Source organism: Spongiibacter nanhainus (assembly GCF_016132545.1).
Classification (GTDB): Bacteria; Pseudomonadota; Gammaproteobacteria; order Pseudomonadales; family Spongiibacteraceae; genus Spongiibacter; species Spongiibacter nanhainus.
In genome coordinates this window covers 3,957,176-3,977,057 of the sequence record NZ_CP066167.1, presented here as the reverse complement: position 1 = coordinate 3,977,057, position 19,882 = coordinate 3,957,176, and the positions used below count along the sequence as shown (strand labels likewise).

17 protein-coding genes are annotated in these 19,882 nt (G+C 59.1%); 10 read left to right on the top strand and 7 right to left on the bottom strand.

What is annotated here, in order from left to right; all coding sequences use genetic code 11:
• Nucleotides 1–16: 16 nt before the first annotated feature.
• Genes argB through coaBC form a run of 3 tightly spaced genes read right to left on the bottom strand, consistent with a single transcriptional unit; the run spans nucleotide 17 to nucleotide 4,691 of the window.
• Nucleotides 17–934, bottom strand: a complete 918-nt coding sequence (gene argB / locus I6N98_RS17990; RefSeq protein ID WP_198569699.1) for an acetylglutamate kinase — start codon at nucleotides 932–934, stop codon at nucleotides 17–19.
• Nucleotides 935–986: 52 nt separating this feature from the next.
• Nucleotides 987–3,461, bottom strand: a complete 2,475-nt coding sequence (locus I6N98_RS17985; protein WP_232787402.1) for a phosphomannomutase/phosphoglucomutase — start codon at nucleotides 3,459–3,461, stop codon at nucleotides 987–989.
• Nucleotides 3,462–3,485: 24 nt separating this feature from the next.
• A complete protein-coding gene (coaBC, locus tag I6N98_RS17980) occupies nucleotides 3,486–4,691 on the bottom strand; it encodes a bifunctional phosphopantothenoylcysteine decarboxylase/phosphopantothenate--cysteine ligase CoaBC (protein ID WP_198569698.1) in 1,206 nt (401 codons plus the stop codon).
• A 120-nt stretch (nucleotides 4,692–4,811) separates the two neighbouring features.
• On the opposite strand from coaBC, the gene radC reads away from it, so the two are divergent.
• From radC to I6N98_RS17960, 4 genes are all read left to right on the top strand, one after another.
• Nucleotides 4,812–5,486 (top strand): RadC family protein, encoded by a 675-nt coding sequence (radC, locus tag I6N98_RS17975; RefSeq protein WP_198569697.1) that lies wholly within the window; start codon nucleotides 4,812–4,814, stop codon nucleotides 5,484–5,486.
• A 252-nt stretch (nucleotides 5,487–5,738) separates the two neighbouring features.
• Nucleotides 5,739–5,975 (top strand): 50S ribosomal protein L28, encoded by a 237-nt coding sequence (rpmB, locus tag I6N98_RS17970; protein ID WP_198569696.1) that lies wholly within the window; start codon nucleotides 5,739–5,741, stop codon nucleotides 5,973–5,975.
• A gap of 11 nt (nucleotides 5,976–5,986) precedes the next feature.
• The gene (gene rpmG, locus I6N98_RS17965; protein WP_198569695.1) at nucleotides 5,987–6,157 is read left to right on the top strand and encodes a 50S ribosomal protein L33; all 171 of its coding nucleotides are present in this window, start codon (nucleotides 5,987–5,989) and stop codon (nucleotides 6,155–6,157) included.
• A gap of 222 nt (nucleotides 6,158–6,379) precedes the next feature.
• Nucleotides 6,380–6,736: a hypothetical protein gene (locus I6N98_RS17960; protein WP_198569694.1), complete on the top strand. Its 357-nt coding sequence runs from the start codon at nucleotides 6,380–6,382 to the stop codon at nucleotides 6,734–6,736.
• Here I6N98_RS17960 and argE read toward each other — a convergent pair.
• The 3 genes from argE to I6N98_RS17945 form a co-directional block, all read right to left on the bottom strand.
• Nucleotides 6,733–7,881 (bottom strand): acetylornithine deacetylase, encoded by a 1,149-nt coding sequence (gene argE / locus I6N98_RS17955; RefSeq protein WP_198569693.1) that lies wholly within the window; start codon nucleotides 7,879–7,881, stop codon nucleotides 6,733–6,735. The genes I6N98_RS17960 and argE overlap by 4 nt on opposite strands.
• A 101-nt stretch (nucleotides 7,882–7,982) precedes the next feature.
• Entirely contained in the window at nucleotides 7,983–9,257 is a 1,275-nt protein-coding gene (locus I6N98_RS17950; RefSeq protein WP_198569692.1) for an inorganic phosphate transporter, read from the bottom strand.
• Between the two features lie 53 nt (nucleotides 9,258–9,310).
• Nucleotides 9,311–9,982, bottom strand: a complete 672-nt coding sequence (locus I6N98_RS17945; protein ID WP_198571705.1) for a TIGR00153 family protein — start codon at nucleotides 9,980–9,982, stop codon at nucleotides 9,311–9,313.
• Nucleotides 9,983–10,202: 220 nt separating this feature from the next.
• Here I6N98_RS17945 and tfpB point away from each other — a divergent pair, with 220 nt between their 5' ends.
• From tfpB to I6N98_RS17930, 3 genes are all read left to right on the top strand, one after another.
• Entirely contained in the window at nucleotides 10,203–11,981 is a 1,779-nt protein-coding gene (gene tfpB, locus I6N98_RS17940; protein ID WP_198569691.1) for a type IV pilus assembly ATPase TfpB, read from the top strand.
• A 21-nt stretch (nucleotides 11,982–12,002) separates the two neighbouring features.
• The gene (gene glnE, locus I6N98_RS17935; protein ID WP_232787401.1) at nucleotides 12,003–14,915 is read left to right on the top strand and encodes a bifunctional [glutamate--ammonia ligase]-adenylyl-L-tyrosine phosphorylase/[glutamate--ammonia-ligase] adenylyltransferase; all 2,913 of its coding nucleotides are present in this window, start codon (nucleotides 12,003–12,005) and stop codon (nucleotides 14,913–14,915) included.
• Between the two features lie 72 nt (nucleotides 14,916–14,987).
• Nucleotides 14,988–15,914, top strand: coding sequence for a branched-chain amino acid transaminase (locus I6N98_RS17930; protein ID WP_198569690.1), 927 nt, complete (start codon nucleotides 14,988–14,990; stop codon nucleotides 15,912–15,914).
• A 21-nt stretch (nucleotides 15,915–15,935) separates the two neighbouring features.
• On the opposite strand, the gene I6N98_RS17925 is transcribed toward I6N98_RS17930, so the two are convergent.
• A complete protein-coding gene (locus I6N98_RS17925; protein WP_198569689.1) occupies nucleotides 15,936–16,343 on the bottom strand; it encodes a hypothetical protein in 408 nt (135 codons plus the stop codon).
• Between the two features lie 309 nt (nucleotides 16,344–16,652).
• Here I6N98_RS17925 and I6N98_RS17920 point away from each other — a divergent pair, with 309 nt between their 5' ends.
• Genes I6N98_RS17920 through I6N98_RS17910 form a run of 3 tightly spaced genes read left to right on the top strand, consistent with a single transcriptional unit; the run spans nucleotide 16,653 to nucleotide 19,757 of the window.
• Nucleotides 16,653–17,975, top strand: coding sequence for a glycosyltransferase family 4 protein (locus I6N98_RS17920; RefSeq protein ID WP_198571703.1), 1,323 nt, complete (start codon nucleotides 16,653–16,655; stop codon nucleotides 17,973–17,975).
• Nucleotides 17,962–18,678 (top strand): class I SAM-dependent methyltransferase, encoded by a 717-nt coding sequence (locus tag I6N98_RS17915; protein WP_198569688.1) that lies wholly within the window; start codon nucleotides 17,962–17,964, stop codon nucleotides 18,676–18,678. The genes I6N98_RS17920 and I6N98_RS17915 overlap by 14 nt, the downstream gene beginning before the upstream one ends.
• Nucleotides 18,675–19,757 carry a prenyltransferase/squalene oxidase repeat-containing protein gene (locus tag I6N98_RS17910; protein WP_198569687.1) on the top strand — a complete coding sequence of 361 codons (1,083 nt, stop codon included), beginning with the start codon at nucleotides 18,675–18,677 and terminating at the stop codon, nucleotides 19,755–19,757. Before I6N98_RS17915 ends, I6N98_RS17910 begins: the two co-directional genes overlap by 4 nt.
• Nucleotides 19,758–19,882 lie beyond the last annotated feature (125 nt).

Genomic DNA, 19,882 nt, shown 5'->3' with positions numbered 1-19,882 from the left:
GTGGCCGCTGAGCACCTCAGGCGCCAGCGGCGGTGAGGCTGTGATTGGTGATCAGTGTGCCCACCCCGGTATCGGTAAAGATCTCCAACAGTACCGCGTGGGGGACTCGACCGTCGATAATATGAGCGCTGGTGACGCCACTTTTTACAGCGTCCAGTGCACAGCCGATTTTGGGCAGCATACCGCCGTAGATGGTGCCGTCGGCAATCAGATTATCTACCTGTTGGGTGCTCAAGCCGGTAAGCACTTTGCCGTTCTTGTCCATCAGGCCTTCGATATTGGTGAGCAGCATGAGCTTCTCTGCTTGCAGTACTTCGGCCACTTTGCCCGCTACCAAGTCGGCATTGATATTGTAGGAGGCGCCGTCGGGGCCGACACCGATCGGTGCGATGATGGGGATGAAATCGCTGTTGACCAACATGTTGAGTACGTCAGTGCTAATGCTTTCCACTTCGCCCACGTGGCCAATATCGATAATTTCCGGCGATGCCATCTCCGGGGTTTTCTGGGTCACCTTGAGTTTTTTGGCGCGAATCAGCTGGCCGTCTTTGCCGGTAAGGCCAATGGCTTTGCCGCCGTTGGCATTGAGCAGCGACACAATTTCCTTGTTGACGGTGCCGCCCAGTACCATTTCTACCACGTCCATGGTGGCGCTGTCGGTGACCCGCATGCCGTCGACAAAGCGGGACTCAATCTGCAGCCGCTTAAGTAGCTCGCCAATTTGTGGGCCGCCACCGTGGACCACGATGGGGTTCATGCCCACCAGCTTCATCAACACTATATCCCTGGCAAAGTGGGCTTTCAGTTCATCGTCCACCATGGCGTTGCCGCCAAATTTGACGACGATGGTCTTGCCTGTGAAGCGTTGGATATAGGGCAGGGCCTCGGTGAGAACGCGGGCGACATTGCCCGCCGCATCGCGGCTCAGTGACATGGTTTTACCCCTTGCAAATGGCTAATGGTTGGCGGGTAGAAAAAGACGCCTATTAAAGACTATTTGCCAAGTCCGGATCAATCTCGCCCAGCACTTCCCGGAAGCGCTGGCGCATGCTTTCCAGTGCCGTTTCACTGTCGGCCTCAAAGCGCAGGGTAATGGCCGGGCCGGTGTTAGAGGCGCGAATCAGGCCCCAGCCGTGGCGGAATTCGGCTCGGACGCCGTCGGTGGTGTCGATCTTGGCATCTTGAAAATGGTGGCGCTTAGCAAATTCGTCAACGATCGCAAATTTGCGGTCGTCTTCTACCGCCACGATTAACTCAGGGGTGTGGGGTAGCTGCGGATGCTGGGCCAGGGCGTCATCCAAAGATAGCCCCTTCAGGCTCAGGCACTCCAGCAGGCGTGCGGCGCTGTAAAGGCCGTCGTCGAAGCCATGCCAGCGCTCGTTAAAATAGATGTGGCCGGAATACTCGCCGCCTAACAGTGCCCCAGTTTCGGCCATTTTGCGACGCATGTAAGAGTGCCCGCATTTCCACATCAACGGCCGGCCGCCCAACTCGAGGATTTGCTGGGGCAGTACCCGAGAGCACTTTACGTCAAATAGAATTTCGCAGCCCGGGTTGCGGCTGATCATATCCTCGGCCAGCACCAGCAGCAATTCGTCGGCGCCGGGGCAGAGGCCGCTGCCGCTCACCACGGCCAAGCGATCTCCGTCACCGTCAAAGGCCAGACCGATGTCGGCTTCGTGCTCGGCGACCGCAGCGCGCAGTGCCGACAGGTTGTCGCTCACTGTCGGGTCGGGTGGGCGGTTGGGAAAACGCCCATCCACCTCGCAAAACAGCGGGATAACCTGGCAACCCAGTTCGTCAAACAGCGGCGGTGCGACATTGGCGGTGGCGCCGTTGCCCGCATCGACGACCACTTTGAGGGTCTCGGCGACCACCACGTCGCCAATGATGCGATCAATATAGCGCTGCTCGATGCTGTCATTTTCCAGCCGGCCCTCGCCTTCGGCAAAATCCTCGCGCTGAATACGCTGGCGCAGTGCCTGAATGTCGTCGGCACTGAGGGCGCTGAAGTCCATGACAATTTTGATGCCGTTGTAGTCAGGAGCGCTGTGGCTGCCAGTGATCATGACCGCATTGCCGATATTGAGATCCCTGCAGGCGAAGTTCAGCATGGGGGTGGCGACCAGACCCAGGTCGACGATATCTATGCCGGTAGACAGCAGGCCGCCAACCAGCTGCTCGCGGATTCTGGGGCTGCTGAGGCGGCCGTCGCGACCCAGCAGTACTTTGCTTTGACCCCGCTCTAACAGCTCGCTGCCAATCGCCTTGCCAATGGCCAGGCAGGTGGCGTCACTCAGGTCGCGGTCGGCAAGGCCCCGTATGTCATAGGCCCGAAAGGCCGACACTGCCAATTCAGCAGGCGCGGCGGCATCGTCTTCGGTCGCTGTTGGTGTTTTCGCTGCGGGGTCCCCCACTTCTGGCAGAGGGGGGCTGGGGTTGACGACAAAGGGGTTGGGTGAATCGTCGCTTTCCTGTGCTCGCCGCCGTTGCGCCGCCAACTTGCTCTCCAGGGATTCCGCCAGTGACAGCGGCTGGTCATGTTTTTGTTCATTGGCATTGTTGCTGGCGGGGACCTCAGACGGCCGGCGGTAACTGCGCAGGAAAAAGATGGCGTGGCTGGCGCTCACCAGCGCCAGGCACAGTGCGCAGACCAGCCACAGTAGCGTACCGTCAACTTGCAGGCTCTGTACCAGCGGCGTTTGCGGGTAAACCTTTAACGTCCAGCCGGGGACTGACAGGGATCGGCTTTGTGCGTAGCGGGTATAGGCCTGCCTGCCGGCATCGACCACCATATCTTTGCGGGATTTGTAGGTTTGAATCAGCGCATTTTGTACCGATGAGCCGGCTATATTGCGCAGCATTTTGGCAAAGTAACTGGCCGGCAGGGTGACAAAAACCACACCCTGAGCGGAGGCTGCTTCGGTCATCGAGACCAGCCACTGCTCCTCATAGCGATAGGCTTCAATAATCAGTGACTTGCTGGCCAGAGTTTTGGCCATCATGTCGATTTCGATATTGTTGCGCAGCCGCTCGGTTTGGCTGCGTTCGTCGGCAATACCCTGGGGGCCCACTAACAGGATTTGACTGCTAACCGCCTCGGGAAAGGCCCGTTGCAGGCCCTGCTCAATACTGGCGATGGTGGCTGTGTCTTGCTCGGCCAGTGCCTTCTGCAATGTCGGGCTCTGTGCCTGCCGGGAGACCCGGCTGCGCAGCTGGGTGAGAATGTCCTGGGTCAGCACGCGCTGGTGATCGGCGACGGTACTGGTGACGCTGGCAATGCGTTGTTCCAGGGCCCTGGGCCGCTCGATGTTTTGCACCCAATAAAATCCGGCCACGATAAGAGCCAGGCAAAACAGCGCCGAGATCACAATGTCTCGTTGCTCCGAGCCAAAGGCTAATTTCCCGCGACGGGGCGGGGTCGTTTGTGCCGTGCTGTTATTGGATTTCAACAATTTCATTGTGTCGTCTGTGCCGCCAAGGCCCTAATCTCGTTCGGTCCGGAAGTGTTCGGCGATCAGTGCGATCAAGCGCCGCGACAACTGGGCCTTGCTCATGGTGTCAAAAGCGTGTTCTCCGCCATTCCACAGCGCCACTACGCGGTTGTCATCACTATTAAAGCCAATGTCGGTGTTGGCGACGTCGTTGGCGATAATCATATCGAGCTTTTTGCGCTGCAGCTTATCCCGAGCGTAGTGAAGGACGTCTTGTGTCTCCGCCGCAAAGCCAACGGTAAAGGGGCGCTGTGGGCTGTTGGCGACGCTTGAGACGATGTCGGGGTTGCGGACCAGGGTGAGTGTCAGGGTGTCGGCACTTTTTTTGATTTTTTGGGTAACGGCTTCGCTGGGGCGGTAGTCCGCCACCGCCGCGCAGGCGATAAAAATATCGCAGTCTTGCAGGTCCGCCAGGCTGGCATCGTACATATCCTGGGCACTGCTGACGTCGATGCGGCTAACCCGCTCGGGGGTGGCGAGATTGACCGGGCCGCTGATCAGTGTCACTTGGGCGCCGGCATCGGCAGCGGCGGCGGCTAGCGCGAACCCCATCTTGCCGGAGCTGTGGTTGCTGATATAGCGGACCGGGTCGATCGCCTCCCGGGTGGGCCCGGCCGTAATGCGCAGCTTGATACCGTCCAGAGCCCGGTTAGGGAACAGGTCGGCAGTCAGCTCGGCGATCTCATCCACTTCCAGCATGCGACCGGGGCCGATATCGCCACAGGCCTGCTCGCCCGCAGCCGGCCCGAACAGGGCGATGCCCCGCTGGCGCAGGGTGTCGAGATTGGCCTGGGTTGCCGGGTCCCGCCACATACCTTGGTTCATCGCCGGTGCCAGAGCGATAGGGGCAGGCGTGGCCAGGCACAGGGTGGTGAGTAGGTCGTCGCCCCGACCGGAGGCCAGTCGGGCAATAAAATCGGCGCTGGCAGGCGCCACCAAGATCACGTCTGCCCAGCGCGCCAGCTCGATATGTCCCATGCCGGCTTCGGCCTCGGGATCCAGGAGGGTCGTGTGCACCGGGTTGCCCGAAAGTGCCTGTAAGGTCAGTGGCGTGATAAATTCCATCGCCGCGGCGGTCATCACCACTTTTACTTCGGCGCCGCGGTCCTGTAGGCGCCGCACCAGCTCGGCGCTCTTATAGGCGGCGATGCCGCCAGTGATACCGAGCAGGATGTGTCGATTGCTGAGCTGTTTCATAAATCGCTGTCGCAGCAGGGTTTAGGGGCTTATTATGAAGACAAAAGCCGGTGGGGACTACCGGCCTTCTGTACGCGGGCTAAACATCGGTGTTCAAAGAACGTCACCACGGAGGGTGATATGGCAATACGGGATTGGCCGACCGACGAGCGGCCCAGAGAAAAGTTGTTACAGCGGGGCGCCCAGGCGCTGAGTGATGCCGAGTTGCTGGCGATATTTTTGCGAACCGGCGTGCAGGGTAAGTCCGCCGTGGATTTGTCCCGGGAGCTGTTGGCCGATCACGGGGGCTTGGCGGCACTGATGGGAGCCAGCCTCAGCCGTTTTTGCCAGTCCAAGGGCCTGGGCGATGCCAAATACGCCCAATTACAGGCGGTCATGGAAATGTCCCGGCGCTATTTGGGTGATGTATTGCAGCGAGACCAGGTGTTCAGCAGTGCTGCCTCTACTCGGCGTTATTTGCAGGCCCAGCTGCGGGGTGAACCCCGGGAGGTGTTCGCTGCGCTCTATCTGGATAACCGCCATCGGCTGATTCGCTACGAGCCGATGTTTTTCGGCACTATCGACAGCGCGGCGGTGTATCCTCGAGAAATTGCCCGGCGGGCCCTGGAGCTCAACAGCGCGGCATTGATAGTGGCCCACAATCATCCCTCCGGTGTCGCTGAGCCCAGTGATGCCGATGTCCGCATCACCCGGCGGATCAGCGATGCCCTGGCGCTGTTGGATATCCGCTTGCTGGACCACTGCGTGGTGGCGGGAGCTGAGGTGGTGTCGCTGGCGGAGAGGGGCCAGCTCTAGGGAGAATTGTTGGAAATTGTCCGGTTTTCGTTGATTCGCGATGACCCATCTGGTATAAAGTCGCGCTCTATTTGGGTCGCACCCCGATTGGGCTGTATCTGGAGGCGTCTGTGCCACGATTGGGTCACGACGTATGCCGATGCGCCATGGCAGCGGTCCGTATTGAAATCGACGATTGAGCAGAATTTTCAGAACCTGTCGCCCGGCTCGGTGAGTGTAGAGGGGCAATAGAGGTTTAAGAGGCCAAGAACCATGTCCAGAGTATGTCAGGTTACCGGTAAGCGCCCGGTAACGGGAAACAACGTCTCCCACGCGAAAAACCGCACCCGTCGCCGGTTTTTGCCGAACCTTCACAGCCACCGCTTCTGGGTGGAATCGGAAAAGCGCTTTGTGAGCCTGCGCGTGTCCAGTAAAGGTATGCGTATCATCGACAAGAAGGGCATTGACGCCGTATTGGCGGATCTGCGTGCCCGCGGCGAGAAATACTAAGGAGTATCGTCATGGCTAAGAAAGGTGCAACCGACAAGATTCGCCTGGTATCCAGTGCTGGTACCGGTCATTTCTACACGACTCAAAAGAACAAGCGCAACACTCCGGACAAGTTTGAGTTTAAAAAATACGATCCGGTGGTTCGCAAGCATGTGATCTACAAGGAAGCCAAGATCAAGTAAGATTTACTTGCATGGTACGAGTATTACGCCGCGCTAGTCGCGGCTTTTTTTTGCCTGAAATTTGCTAACTGGCGCATCGCCTGTCCCCCGAAATTGTGGTTAACTTCCAATCGCTGTCCGCGCATGCTGCCCAGTTTGGGTGATTTTTAAGGTGGCGGGGGGAGGAGAGTCCAAAGGCCGAAGAGCCGGGACGTGTCAAATGGAGTATTGAGGATTTAAGTGATGAGAGTGGGTGCGATTTTGGCGCTGGCGATTTTGCTGGCTGCCTGTCAGATGAATCAGACAAAGTCGGCGGCGGTGGCGACAACGCCTGGGGAGGTTCTCGCCTCCCTGCGGGATAACCCCGAGGCTGAACTGAGCGAAAAAGAAGGTTGGACGGTGGCGGTGCTGCCCAATGAAGCGGGCAGAACGGTGTGGTCCTTCCCTCCCGAAGAACACGAAGCCTATCCGGCGATGGTGAAACAAACGGTGGTGGTTGAAAACGGCAGTGAGTTTGCCGAAACCAGCGCTCAGTGCAGTGGTAGCCAGTCAGTCTGCAACGCCCTGCTTGGTGAGTTTCACCGCAGCATTGCCGACTAGCTGTCCAGGCAGAATTTGGCCACCAGCCTGCGCAGCAGCTCGATGCTGGGCGTAAGCTGATCCAGTGCAATGAACTCGTCCGGCTGGTGGGCCTGGTCAATCGAACCGGGGCCCATCACCAAGGTCTGTAGGCCCAGCTTCTGAAGAAACGAGGCTTCGGTGGCGAAGCCTACCGTCTCTGAGATTCTGCCTGTCAGTGCCTCGACGGTCTGTACCAATTCCGATTGGGCGCCTTCCTCGAAGGGAGCGATGCCGGGCATCAGCGGGTGCAGGGCAATATCGACACCGCGCTGCTCCGCTATCGGCTGTAAGCGCCGCTTTAGCTCAGCGCGAATCGCGTCCAATTCCATGCCTGGAATGGGGCGAATATCAAAGTGCAGGTCGGCCTGGCCGCAAATGCGATTGGGGTTGTCGCCGCCGTGCAGACAGCCCAGGTTGAGAGTGGGTGCAGGTACATCAAAGCCGGGGTGGTGGTAGCGGGCTTGGTACTCTGCCCTCAGTTTGAGGAGTTCGCTCAGTACCTCGTGCATCGCTTCCAGGGCATTGTTGCCCAGCGCCGGGTTTGAAGAGTGGCCCGAGCGACCGGTAATGCTGATGTTCTCCATCATGATGCCCTTGTGGGCGCGGATGGGGGTCAGCCCTGTCGGTTCGCCGATTACCGCATAGCGGGCGCCTTTGACGTCGTTCTCCACCAGGGCGCGGGCGCCGTCCATGCTGCTTTCTTCGTCGGCGGTGGCCAAGATAATTAGCGGTGCCTTGAAGGACTCTTCCATTAAGGGTTTGATGGCCTCAATAGCCAGGGCGAAGAAGCCTTTCATATCTGCAGTGCCCAATCCATAAAGACGTTGGTCACGCTCATCCAGGGTAAAAGGGTCACTGTGCCAGCGGCTGTCGTCGTAGGGTACGGTGTCGGTGTGCCCGGCCAACACCAAGCCGCCTTCGCCGTGGCCGTAGGTGGCCACCAGATTGGCCTTATCGGGGTTTGCCAGCGGCATGACGCGGGCTTGAAAGCCGATCTCCTCCAGCCACTGTGCCAGTAGCTCCACAACCTTGCGGTTACCCATATCCCAGCGCGGACTAGTGGCGCTGATAGAGGGGATCGCCACCAATTGGCTGATCATCTGCAGAGGGGGTGGGAGAGTCATGGGGCTGCTACCGGGAAAAGCCGTTATTGTAGGCCTTTGCCACAGCTTCAGATAGAGGCAACTGCACCCCGTTTAAACAAGCGGGGTGCAGTGAGGGCGGTCTAGCCGAATGCAGATTTGAAAATAAAGAAGAAGATGATGGACAGAATGGCCCCGGCGGGAAGGGTAACTACCCAGGACAGGAATATGTTGCCAATGACCCGCAAATTGAGAGCGGCAATACCCCGGGCCAGGCCCACGCCCAATACCGCACCCACCAGCGTGTGGGTGGTGGAGATGGGCAGACCGGTAGCGGAGGCAAGTACCACGGTGCTGGCAGCACCCATCTCGGCGGCAAAGCCCCGGCTGGGGGTCAGTTCGGTGATTTTGGTGCCGATGGTGGCGATAACCTTGAAGCCGTAAGTCGCCAGGCCAAACACAATACCGCCGGCACCCAGTAGCAGCACCCACCAGGGCAGGCCGGCTTTGGCGGCGATCTCACCACCAGAGCCCACCACGCTAACCACGGCGGCTACCGGACCAATGGCGTTGGCCACGTCGTTGGAGCCGTGGGCGAAGGCCATGGCGCAGGCGGTAAAGACCATCAGTACCGCAAAGACGCGCTCCACGTCGCGATACTTGTCGATGTGAAGTGTGCCTTCAGGTTGCGCGCGAGGTTTAATGCGGCGCAGAAAGCCGATACCAATAGCCATGATAATGGCGGCAACCACCGCCGATATCAGCAGGCTCTGGCCAAAAGTGAAGCCCAGCCCGACGTGTTTCAGGCCCTTGGTCATAGTGACCATGGAAATCATGAAACCGACCAAGAACAGGTAGCCGGGAATGTAACGTTTGGCCGCGGCGAAGGGGTCGTCTTTTTCCAGGATTAAGCGCTGGGCGCTGATAAACAGCAGTGCCGACATGGTGCCAGCCAGTACCGGCGACACCACCCAACTGGCAACGATCTGGCCCACCTTGCCCCAGGCTACCGCATCAACACTGATGCCGGCGGCGGTAAAGCCCACCAGGGCGCCGACGATGGAGTGGGTGGTGGAGACCGGCCAGCCCATCAGGCTGGCGATAAACAGCCAGATACCGGCGGCCAGCAGTGCCGAGAGCATGCCGTAGACCAGCAGTTCGGGAGTATCGGCGAGGTAGCTGGGGTCGATAATTCCTTTGCGGATGGTATCGGTGACCTCGCCACCTGCCAGGTAGGCGCCGCAAAATTCGAAGATCATGGCCACCAAAATGGCCTGTTTGATGGTCAGGGCTTTAGAGCCGACCGAGGTGCCCATGGCGTTGGCGACGTCGTTGGCACCTACCCCCCAGGCCATAAAGAAGCCGAATAAACAGGCCAGTATCAGCAATAGCTGGCCGTGTTCAGCAATGATGGACATATCTCTACCCTAAATATTTTTGAGTTTGTTGATTGTCTGTGTCACCCGAGCCGTCAGCGGGCGATCAGGATTTGCAGCCGTGAGCCGACGCGCTGAGCCTTATCGGCGATATCGCTGACCCAATCGATGATCTGGTACAGGAACATCACGTCTACCGGGTTGTAGTCTTTTTCTATTTTGAACAACGTGGTGCGAACCTTGATTTTGTGATCGTCGGTGTCGTGCTCCAAGGTATCCAGCTGTTCGATCAGGCGCTCGACGAAGTCCACTTCCGGGCCCCGGAAGCCGCTTTCCAGCAGCTCGTCAAGTTCTTCGATGCCTTTCAGCGCTTGCAGTGTGGCGGCCACGGCCAGGGCGACGCTGGTGCGCATCATTTCTTCAAGCGGTTCAGGGATTGCCATTTCCCGGCCTACCATAATGCCGACAATGTCTCTTGAGAGGTTGGCGATTTGGTCCTGGCTGCGCAGCAACTCCAGCACATCGTTGCGAGGCACCGGCATAAACAGGTTTTTGGGTAGGTGAAGGCGGAGTTTCTTTTTGATGTCGTCAGCTTTGTTTTCCAGTGCGACGATCTCGGCTTGTTCTTGTTTCGCTTTTTCCCAATTGCCTTCCAGCACCGCGTCAAAAAACGGTACCAGGTGGCTGGCACAGTCTTGCACCACTTCCATATGTTCCTGCAAAGGAACGAAAGGGGACTTGCCGAACAGATTGCTAAGTGGATTCATAGTCACAGTGTGCTTCCTGTTGTCGCCAATAGTTAGCCGCTGCCATTATAGGAGTCAGCGACGACTTTAACTACACAAAAACCTAGTGAAATCAAGGCTTTTTCTAAGTGTTTGTCATACTATTGTAATAAAGTATGTGTAGGGGCTATAGCGTGTCAGCGTTGCGAGTGCCAAGCAATAGGCGGCAAGCCTAACAGGAGTTTATGACAGGTATGTACAGATGAGCGGTGGATCACAGATCAACGGCCCCTTGGATACCGGGCACATTGCCCGGCTGTTGGTGGAGGATGGTGTTCTCGCCGAATCAGTCGCCAAGCGAGTGGGGGTGCGGCCGCCTATGGTGGGAGACCGTGTTCAGCACCCCTTGAACTACCTGGCCGCGCAGCAGCTGCCCGATGCTAGCAGTGGTCGGCCCCTGACCTTGGAGCGCCTGCTGACCTGGCTCGCCGGGCGGGCGGGTTTGAGTACTTACCACATCGACCCATTGAAAATAGATGTGACCGCCGTCACGGAGGTGATGTCCTTCGCCTTTGCACAGCGTCATCGCATTCTCGCCGTGGCCAACAGCCGCGACGAGCTGGTGGTGGCCTGCGCCGAGCCGGGGGATCGCAGTTGGCAGGCGACCCTGGAACAGGTGGTGAAGAAGCCGATTCGCCGGGTGCTGGCCGACCCCGAGGCCATCGACCGCTACACGGTGGAGTTTTACAGTCTGGCTCGCTCGGTACGGGGGGCGTCGGGGGAGCAGCGGCGCGGTGGCAGTAACTTTGAGCAGTTGCTGGAAATCAGCCAACTCAAGGATCTGGATGCCAACGACAGCCACGTCGTCAATATTGTCGATTGGCTGCTGCAGTACGCCTACGACCAGCGCGCCAGCGATATTCATATCGAGCCGCGGCGGGACAAAGGCAATGTCCGTTTCCGTATCGACGGCGTGCTCTACGACGTTTACGAATTGCCGGCGGCGGTACTAACAGCGGTAGTGAGTCGTTTGAAAATCCTGGGGCGTATGGATGTCGCGGAAAAGCGCCGTCCTCAGGATGGCCGCCTGAAGACCAAGAACCCCGGCGGCGAGGAAATCGAACTGCGGCTCTCCACCCTGCCCACCGCCTTTGGCGAAAAGCTGGTGATGCGGATTTTCGACCCTGAAGTACTACTGCGAAATTTTGATGAGCTGGGTTTGCGGGGCGAGGATCTAAAACGCTGGCAACGGATGATTCGCGCCCCCCATGGCATTGTGCTGGTCACCGGGCCCACCGGGTCCGGTAAGACCACCACCCTGTATTCCAGCCTTAAGCAAATTGCCACCAGCGAAGTGAATGTCTGCACCATTGAAGATCCCATCGAGATGGTGGAGGACGCCTTCAACCAAATGCAGGTGCAGCACAATATAAATCTCGATTTTGCCAGCGGTGTGCGTGCACTGCTGCGACAAGATCCCGACATCATCATGATCGGCGAGATTCGCGATCTGGAAACCGCGGAGATGGCCATTCAGGCGGCACTGACCGGGCACTTGGTGCTGTCTACGCTACACACTAATGACGCCCCCTCCGCGGTCACCCGCCTGCTGGAGCTGGGTGTGCCGGCATATCTGATCCGCGCCACTGTGCTGGGGGTGATGGCTCAGCGGCTGGTGAGAACACTGTGCCCCTATTGCAAAGCGCCAATGCCGCCGGAGCAGGTGGACCCCGCTGCCTGGAACGCGCTGACCGCGCCCTTGAAGGTCAGCCCCCCCAAGCAGTACTACCATGCCCCGGGCTGTCTGGAATGTCGGAACACTGGCTTCTACGGCCGGCAGGGGATCTATGAAATCCTGCCGGTAGAGGGTGAAATCCAGGCGGCGGTTAAAGACGATGTGGCCTTGGATGAGCTGCGTCTTACGGCGATGAAAAAAGGGATGCATACCCTGCGCTTGAGCGGCGCCCGGAAAGTGGCGGTGGGTGAAACCACGGTCGCCGAGGTGCTGCGGGTGGCGCCGTCTCTGCATTCACAAAATTAATGAGGTTGGTAAAGCGTTAACGTGTCGGACTCTTCACTACAGATTCAGAACAACGAGATCCCGGAGGCTTGTCGCGCCGAGGTCGAGCAGCGTTGGCAGAGCTTGATGGAGCGCTGCGACGATAATCAACGGCACTGGTATCGCGAGCTTTCCCAGTCAGATCAGCGCCCCCAGCTGTTGAAAGCATTGGGCTGTAGCCAGGCTTTTACCGACTACTGCTGCCGTATACCGGATGCCCTCAAGCAGCTCCACGAAGCAGGCCTGCTGTCGGCACCCCTGGACTATCCCGCCTTATTGGACGAATTGCAGGGTGAGGCGTCAGCCGTGGCCGACGCCGATGCCCTGGCTGCCTGTTTGCGCCGCTTCCGCAACCGCCACTGGTTGCGCATTGTGTGGCGGGACCTGAATCGCCTGGCGACCACGGCGCAGACGGTTGCCGAGTTGTCCGATTTGGCGGTCGCCTGCATTGAGGTCGCCCTGGATTTTCACTACCAGGCCATGACGGAGGAGTGGGGAGAGCCCCGCAGCAAAGACGGTGAACCCCAGCGGATGGTGGTGATCGCCATGGGCAAGCTGGGCGCCAACGAGCTTAACCTGTCTTCCGACATCGATCTTATTTTTGCCTATCCCGAGGCCGGCAGTACCGAGGGTGGCCGGCGCTCAGTGGACAACCAGGAGTTTTTTATACGCCTTGGTCAGCGCGTGATTAAAGCCCTGGATGCCCTCACTCCGGACGGTTTTGTATTCCGAGTAGACATGCGCCTGCGTCCCTACGGCCAGAGCGGACCCTTGGTGGTCAATTTTGACGCCCTGGAAGAGTACTACCAGGATCAGGGCCGGGACTGGGAGCGCTACGCGATGATCAAGGCCCGCTGCATTGCCGGTGATGTGGCCTCCGGTGAGCAGTTGATGGCGGTGCTGCAGCCCTTTGTGTTCCGCCGCTACCTGGATTTTTCGGCGGTGGAAGCGCTGCGGGATATGAAGGGCATGATTCAGCGGGAAGTGCAGCGCCGCAACCTGGAGGACAACATCAAACTGGGGCCTGGTGGGATTCGCGAGATCGAGTTTATCGCCCAGTGTTTTCAGCTGATCCGCGGCGGTCAGGAAGCGTCGCTGCAGGCCCGAAGCCTGGTGACCGTGCTCAATGAGCTGCGGGAGTTGGAGTATCTGCCCACCAATGCAGTAAAGGAGCTGGAACAGGCCAACGGCTTTTTGCGGGACGTCGAGCACGCTATCCAGGCCTGGCGGGATCAGCAAACCCAGCAACTCCCCACCGACCAAGCCGCCCGGGACGCCTTGGCCTGGGCGATGGGTTGCCCAGACTGGCAGGCCTTTAGTGTTGAGCTAGCCAGGCATCGCGACAAGGTGGCGAAGCACTTTGCCAATATTGTCGCCGACCCGGATGAAGGCAGTGATGTGGAGCCGAACACCCTGGCCCACTGGCACACACTGCTGGACGAGTTGGATCACGATCATGTGCGCCAGCAGCTTGAGGAGGCGGGTTTTGACGACGGCGACGAGGCCGCGCGGATGCTGGTGGCGCTGCTGAGTAGCGCGGCTGTGCAAAGAATGCAGAGCTCTGGTCGCGAGCGCCTTTACGACTTTATGCCCCTGTTGCTGGAAGCTGCCAGCGAGGCAGAGCACCCCACCCAAACCTTGTTGCGCATCATCCCGCTGATCGAGTCGGTGCTGCGCCGCACCGCCTACCTGGTGCTGCTGATGGAAAACCGTCAGGCGCTGGGGCACCTGGTGCGCCTGTGCGATGCCAGCCCCTGGATTGCCCGCCAGCTCGCCGCGCAACCGGTGCTGTTGGACGAGTTACTGGATGCCAGCAGTTTGTACTCGGTACCGGACAAAGACGGTCTGCGCAGCGAGCTGCGCCAACGCTTGCTGCGCATTGCCGAAGACGACCTGGAGGCGCAGATGGAAGCGCTGCGCTACTTCCGCCTTGCCCACGTGTTGCGGGTGGCGGCGTCCGAGGTTTCCGGCACTCTGCCGCTGATGAAGGTCAGTGACTACCTGACTTACATTGCCGAGGTGGTACTGGAGTCGGTATTGGACATTGCCTGGCACAACCTCACCGACAAGCATGGCCACTTTGCCGGCATCGATGAGGCCCGTAAACACTTTGTTATTGTTGGCTACGGCAAGCTCGGCGGGCTGGAACTGGGCTATGGTTCGGACCTGGATTTGGTATTCATCCACGATTTACCGGCCGGGCTGGCCACCGATGGTGACAGGCCGGTGGATGGCACGGTGTTTTTCACCCGCCTTGGCCAGCGCATCATCCATATCCTCACTACCCAGACCCGTTTAGGGGCGCTTTATGAAGTGGACATGCGCCTGCGGCCCTCCGGCAATGCGGGTTTGTTGGTGTCCTCCTTCAATGCCTATCGCGACTACCAGCGCGGTCAGGCCTGGACCTGGGAGCACCAGGCCCTGGTGCGTGCCCGGGTGGTGGCCGGCGACGAGTTGCTGGCGGAAAAATTTACCCATTTGCGTCGGGAGTTGATCTGCGAGCAGCCCCGGGATGCCGCGACACTGAAAGAGGAAGTCGTGGCAATGCGCAATAAAATGCGCGACCACCTGCTGCCCAAAGGGTCGGGGGGTGAAAAAGTCGCGCAATTTGACCTCAAGCAGGGCCTGGGAGGTATCGTCGATATTGAATTTATGGTCCAATATGCCGTTTTGGCTTGGTCGAATCAGCACCCACCGCTGGCCCACTACACTGATAATATTCGCATCCTCGAAACCCTGCAGCAGCAGGACCTCTTACCCGAGGCGGATGCTCTAGCACTGATTGATGCCTACAAGGCCTTCCGCAGTCAGTCGCACCGACTCAGTTTGCAGGAACAGAAGGGGCGTGTTGCCGATTCTGAATTGCGCGACGAACGCGACACCGTCGCCTCCCTGTGGGAGCGACTGATGGCTTAACCGCCGGACTGGCACCGCGACCACACCAAGCCCGTGACTGTGTAGCTGCCCTGATTGAGGAGAGAGAAAACAATGTCCATGGCTGATCGCGATGGTCTGATCTGGTTCGATGGCGAAATGATCCCCTGGCGGGATGCCAAAGTACACGTGTTGACCCATACCCTCCACTACGGCATGGGCGTATTCGAGGGTGTGCGCGCCTATAACACCGAGAGCCGGGGAACCTGTATTTTTCGCTTGCAGGAGCACACCGACCGCTTGTTCCGCAGTGCCCACATCATGAATATGCCGATGCCCTTCGACAAGGCGGCAATCAATGAGGCGCAAAAACAGGTCGTCAAGGACAACGATCTTGAGGAAGCCTACCTGCGCCCGATGGTGTTTTACGGCAGCGAAGGCATGGGCCTGCGGGCCGACAACCTGCGTACCCACGTGATAGTCGCCGCCTGGGACTGGCCCAGTTACATGAGCCCCGAGGCTCGGGACCTGGGTATCAAAGTTCGCTGCAGCTCTTACACCCGCCACCACGTCAATATCTCTATGTGTAAGGCCAAGGCCAATGGCCACTACATCAACTCGATGCTGGCGCTGCGGGAGGCACTGGACAGCGGTTGTGAAGAGGCCCTGCTGCTGGACAACGAAGGCTACGTTGCCGAGGGCAGTGGTGAAAATATCTTCATCGTTCGGGACGGCAAACTGTTTACCCCCGAGCTGACCAGCTGCCTGGATGGCATCACTCGCGGCACCATCTTTGCCTTCTGCCAGGAAATGGGCTTGGAGCTGCACGAAAAGCGCATTACCCGGGATGAAGTTTACGTTGCGGATGAGGCGTTCTTCACCGGTACGGCAGCCGAGGTTCTGCCCATCCGTGAACTGGACGGCCGCACTATCGGCGCCGGCGAGCGTGGGCCAATCACCACCGAGCTGCAAACCCGCTATTTCGACCAGGTTAAAGGGCGCCGAGAGCAGTACCCGGAGTGGCTGACACCGGTCCGCTAAATTCTGCCTGATCCCACCGCCTCAATTCTGGGGCGGTGCCTCCTCGCCTTCCCGGCTTTTGTAGCGGCACTCGCCGCGAATCACGATCCGTTCCAGCACCGCATACTGCTCCAGTGTGACGTAGCCGTGCGGGCAGTATTCCATCAACCTTGGATCGCGCTTCAAGTAGCGCTGGGTCAACGCCAGCTGGCGATCGGGGTCGAACTGCTCCATCACAGCGGCTTGTTGCTGGGCAGTGTTGATCGAGGTGATGGGACGCAGTTTGGGGCGCGCCAGAGGCACACGAAACTCAAACAGACGAATGCCGCCGGGCCGCTGTTGGGTAGAGAACTCGCCAATAATCTGCTGGGGCTCGGGACTGTTGCAGGCCGATAACAGCGATAACAAGACCGCAATCGGGGCAAGCTGGCGGAGGCGGAAGGGTGTCACAGGAGGCAATCTCTTTACTCTGAATGCAGTGGTTTTTATGTGGCTGAGTCCGGCCGTGGTATCCCAGCTGACGCGGCGATACTATCATGTTCCTGGGCATGTTCCCGGGCATGCTTCTGGGCTATGCCCTGCAACTTGCCTCGGAACGCCTCTGGAGACCAAGCTAATGCCCGCCCCAGGGTCCCCCGGATGGCGGAGGCCGGTCAGTGGATTTATCCACAGGCCGTGGTTACAATGCTGTTACCAAAAATGGCCGGGACGGGTGTGCCGGCGGTAAAACTACAACATCATTACAACGGCCGACCCGCCATGTCTACGGATTCTTCAACGCTCCCGGTAGCGCCGCCGGCGGTGCCTGCACCTGCCGACGTTATCGACCTGACCGACAAACGCGCCCGGCGCCCACTGAGCATCTGCCTGTTGGGCTACCGCAGTGCGCCCTATGGTGGCGGACAGGGCATCTACCTGAAATACCTCAGTAAGGCGCTGGTGGATGCCGGCCATCAAGTCGATGTGATCTCTGGCCAGCCCTATCCCCATCTGGATCCCAGGGTCAGGTTGATCAAGATGCCGGGCATGAACCTGTTTGAAACCGGCTTGGCTTCACTGCGGCCTCACCACTTAAGGTCCTGGACCAATGTCATAGAGTGGACAGGTAAGCTGACCGGCGCGTTTTCCGAGCCCTACTGTTTTGGTCGCCGGGTGGTGAAGTATCTCAAGCAGCACGGCCGTCACTACGATATTATCCACGACAACCAGAGCCTCAGCTACGGCATGCTGAAGCTGCAAAAGCTGGGCTTTCCGCTGGTGACTACCATTCACCATCCCATCACCAGTGATCTGAAAATTGCCCTTAAAGCCGCCAATTCCTTTGTCGATCGTATTCTGATCCGGCGGTGGCACAGTTTTTTGTTTATGCAGCGTGAGGTGGCCCGGCAGCTCCACAACGTGGTCACGGTCTCCCAACGCTCCCGGCAGGATATCGCCGCCGCCTTTGCTATCCAGCCGGCGGCCATCCAACTGGTGCACTGCGGTATCGATACCGAAGAATTCAGGCCGATGCCCGAGGTGGACAAAGTCCCCCGCCGCCTGATGGCCACGGTATCCGCCGATCAGCCCTTGAAGGGTGTCAGCTTCCTTTTGGAGGCCCTGGCGTCGCTGTTGCCGCGCTACCCGGATCTGGAGTTGCTGATGGTGGGCAAACCCAAACCCGGTGGCGACACCGAGCAGTTGATTGCCCGCCTTGGGGTAGGTGATCACATTCGCTGTGTATCGGGGATTTCTACCGAGCAGCTGATTCGCCATTACAACGAGGCGGAAGTGGTGGTGGTGCCCTCGGTGTACGAAGGCTTTGGTCTGCCGGCGGGGGAAGCGATGTCCTGCGGCGCGGCGGTGGTGTCTACCGATGGCGGTGCGCTGCCAGAAGTGGTGGGCGATGCCGCGATCCAGGTACCAGTGAAAGACAGCACTGCCCTGGCGGAAGCGATTGCCCAATTGCTGGACGACCCACAACGGCGGCAAGAGCTGGGCCGCGCCGGACGCCGTCGCATTGAAGAGCTGTTTTGCTGGCACCGGGCCGCGGAGCAAATGACCGATTACTACTGGCAGGTGATGGAACGTGAAAACGGTTGATTTTCGACATTTTCAATTGCAGCCGGGTGACCGCTTGCTGGACCTGGGCTGCGGTGAAGGTCGCCACGTTATCTCCGCTTATGTGGAGGGGGAGATAACCGCCATCGGCGTCGATCTCTGTCTCGATGATCTCAAAACCGCCCAGCAAAAAGCCCAGGACTACCTGGAGAGCGGCCAGCAGCAAAAGGCCTTTGGTCTGGCCAATGCCGATGCATTGAATCTGCCCTTTGCCGACAACAGTTTTGATAAGGTGATTTGTTCCGAAGTGCTGGAGCACATTCCCGACTACGCTGGAGCTCTGAAAGAAATCCAGCGGGTGTTGAAGCCAGGCGGCCTGTTCTGCGCCAGTGTGCCCCGGGCCTGGCCGGAGCGAATCTGCTGGTCACTCAGTGATGCCTACCATCAGGTAGAGGGTGGTCATTTGCGGATATTCAAGGCCTCTGCCCTGCGCAAGCAGATCCAGGGGCTGGGTTTTCGCTTTTACCAGCGCCACTGGGCCCACGCCTTGCATGCTCCCTATTGGTGGCTAAAGTGTCTGTTCTGGGAGCGCCAGGACGATCATCCCCTTATTAAAGGCTACCACCGCTTTTTGGTGTGGGACCTGCTCGACCGGCCGCTGTTTACCCGGGCCTTAGAGCGGGGTTTAAACCCAGTGATGGGCAAATCGGTAGTGATGTACTTTCAAAAAGGGCCGGCGGCATGAGTGGGCTGTTTCTCAGTAAGGGGTTGTTCCCCCACGAATTTTTGCGACCGACGGTAGCATTTTTGCTGCGCGCCCAGCAGGCGGATGGCAGCATTCCCTGGTTCGAAGGTGGTCACGCCGACCCCTGGGATCACGTAGAGTCGGCGATGGGCTTGAGTATCGGTGGCGAATTTGACGCCGCCGAGCGGGCTTATCACTGGCTGCGGGACAATCAGCTTGACGACGGCAGCTGGTGGGCGGCATACCGGGACGGCGAGGTCGACAACCGCGAGCGACGGGAAACCAACTTTGTCGCCTATGTGGCCACCGGTGTCTGGCACCATTACCTGATTAGTGAAAACCGGGCATTTCTGCGGGGTATGTGGCCCTGTGTGGAGGCGGCCATCGACTTTGTTGTGGCCCAGCAGAGTGACCACGGCGATATCAACTGGGCGGTGTGCGGCGAGGGCAAGCCCATGGCCGATGCACTTCGCACCGGCAACGCCTCCATCTACAAGAGCCTGGAGTGTGCGTTCAATATCTCCGTAGTGCTGGGTCAGCCGCGCCGGGACTGGTATCGGGCCCGGCAGAGTCTGGGCGAGGCACTGCGCAATAAGCCCGAGCGCTTTGATCGCACCTGGGAGAGCAAGGCGCGCTACTCCATGGATTGGTTTTATCCGGTACTCACCGGGGTCATTCCCAAAGCCAAGGCCAGTGCGCATTTGCAGCAGCGCTGGCACGAATTTGTCGAAACCGATATGGGCTGTCGTTGCGTTGCCGACGAACCCTGGGTCACCGTCGCAGAATCCTGTGAGCTCACCCTGGCGCTGCTAGCTGCCGGCGATCACGCCCGGGCAGTGCAGCTGTACAGCTGGCTGCACCAATGGCGGCACCGGGATGGAGAATACTGGACAGGCTATCAGTTTGACGAAGACCTGCTGTGGCCAGAGGAGCGACCCACCTGGACGGCGGCGGCGATTTTGCTGGCTGCCGACGCGCTCACCGAGCACACCGCCGCCCACCACCTGTTTACCCAGGTGCGTCTACTGGAAGCACCCAACGAAAGCAGCGAGTCGATCTCCGGCAGGGTGCCGGGCTGAAGAAGGCAGGCCACTGAGCCAGGCCCTAAGTCAGGATGCCACGAAGGGCACAAAAACTGAGAAGCGGGTCGCAATTCGGCGATAAATTGTGTGCCCGACTACCCTAAATGGCGCCCAAGCACATT

Coding starts and splice junctions, on each gene's coding strand:
- argB (WP_198569699.1), bottom strand. CDS start 934: ATGTCACTGAGCCGCGATGCGGCGGGCAATGTCGCCCGCGTTCTCACC.
- I6N98_RS17985 (WP_232787402.1), bottom strand. CDS start 3,461: ATGAAATTGTTGAAATCCAATAACAGCACGGCACAAACGACCCCGCCC.
- coaBC (WP_198569698.1), bottom strand. CDS start 4,691: ATGAAACAGCTCAGCAATCGACACATCCTGCTCGGTATCACTGGCGGC.
- radC (WP_198569697.1), top strand. CDS start 4,812: ATGGCAATACGGGATTGGCCGACCGACGAGCGGCCCAGAGAAAAGTTG.
- rpmB (WP_198569696.1), top strand. CDS start 5,739: ATGTCCAGAGTATGTCAGGTTACCGGTAAGCGCCCGGTAACGGGAAAC.
- rpmG (WP_198569695.1), top strand. CDS start 5,987: ATGGCTAAGAAAGGTGCAACCGACAAGATTCGCCTGGTATCCAGTGCT.
- I6N98_RS17960 (WP_198569694.1), top strand. CDS start 6,380: ATGAGAGTGGGTGCGATTTTGGCGCTGGCGATTTTGCTGGCTGCCTGT.
- argE (WP_198569693.1), bottom strand. CDS start 7,881: ATGACTCTCCCACCCCCTCTGCAGATGATCAGCCAATTGGTGGCGATC.
- I6N98_RS17950 (WP_198569692.1), bottom strand. CDS start 9,257: ATGTCCATCATTGCTGAACACGGCCAGCTATTGCTGATACTGGCCTGT.
- I6N98_RS17945 (WP_198571705.1), bottom strand. CDS start 9,982: ATGAATCCACTTAGCAATCTGTTCGGCAAGTCCCCTTTCGTTCCTTTG.
- tfpB (WP_198569691.1), top strand. CDS start 10,203: ATGAGCGGTGGATCACAGATCAACGGCCCCTTGGATACCGGGCACATT.
- I6N98_RS17930 (WP_198569690.1), top strand. CDS start 14,988: ATGTCCATGGCTGATCGCGATGGTCTGATCTGGTTCGATGGCGAAATG.
- I6N98_RS17920 (WP_198571703.1), top strand. CDS start 16,653: ATGTCTACGGATTCTTCAACGCTCCCGGTAGCGCCGCCGGCGGTGCCT.
- I6N98_RS17910 (WP_198569687.1), top strand. CDS start 18,675: ATGAGTGGGCTGTTTCTCAGTAAGGGGTTGTTCCCCCACGAATTTTTG.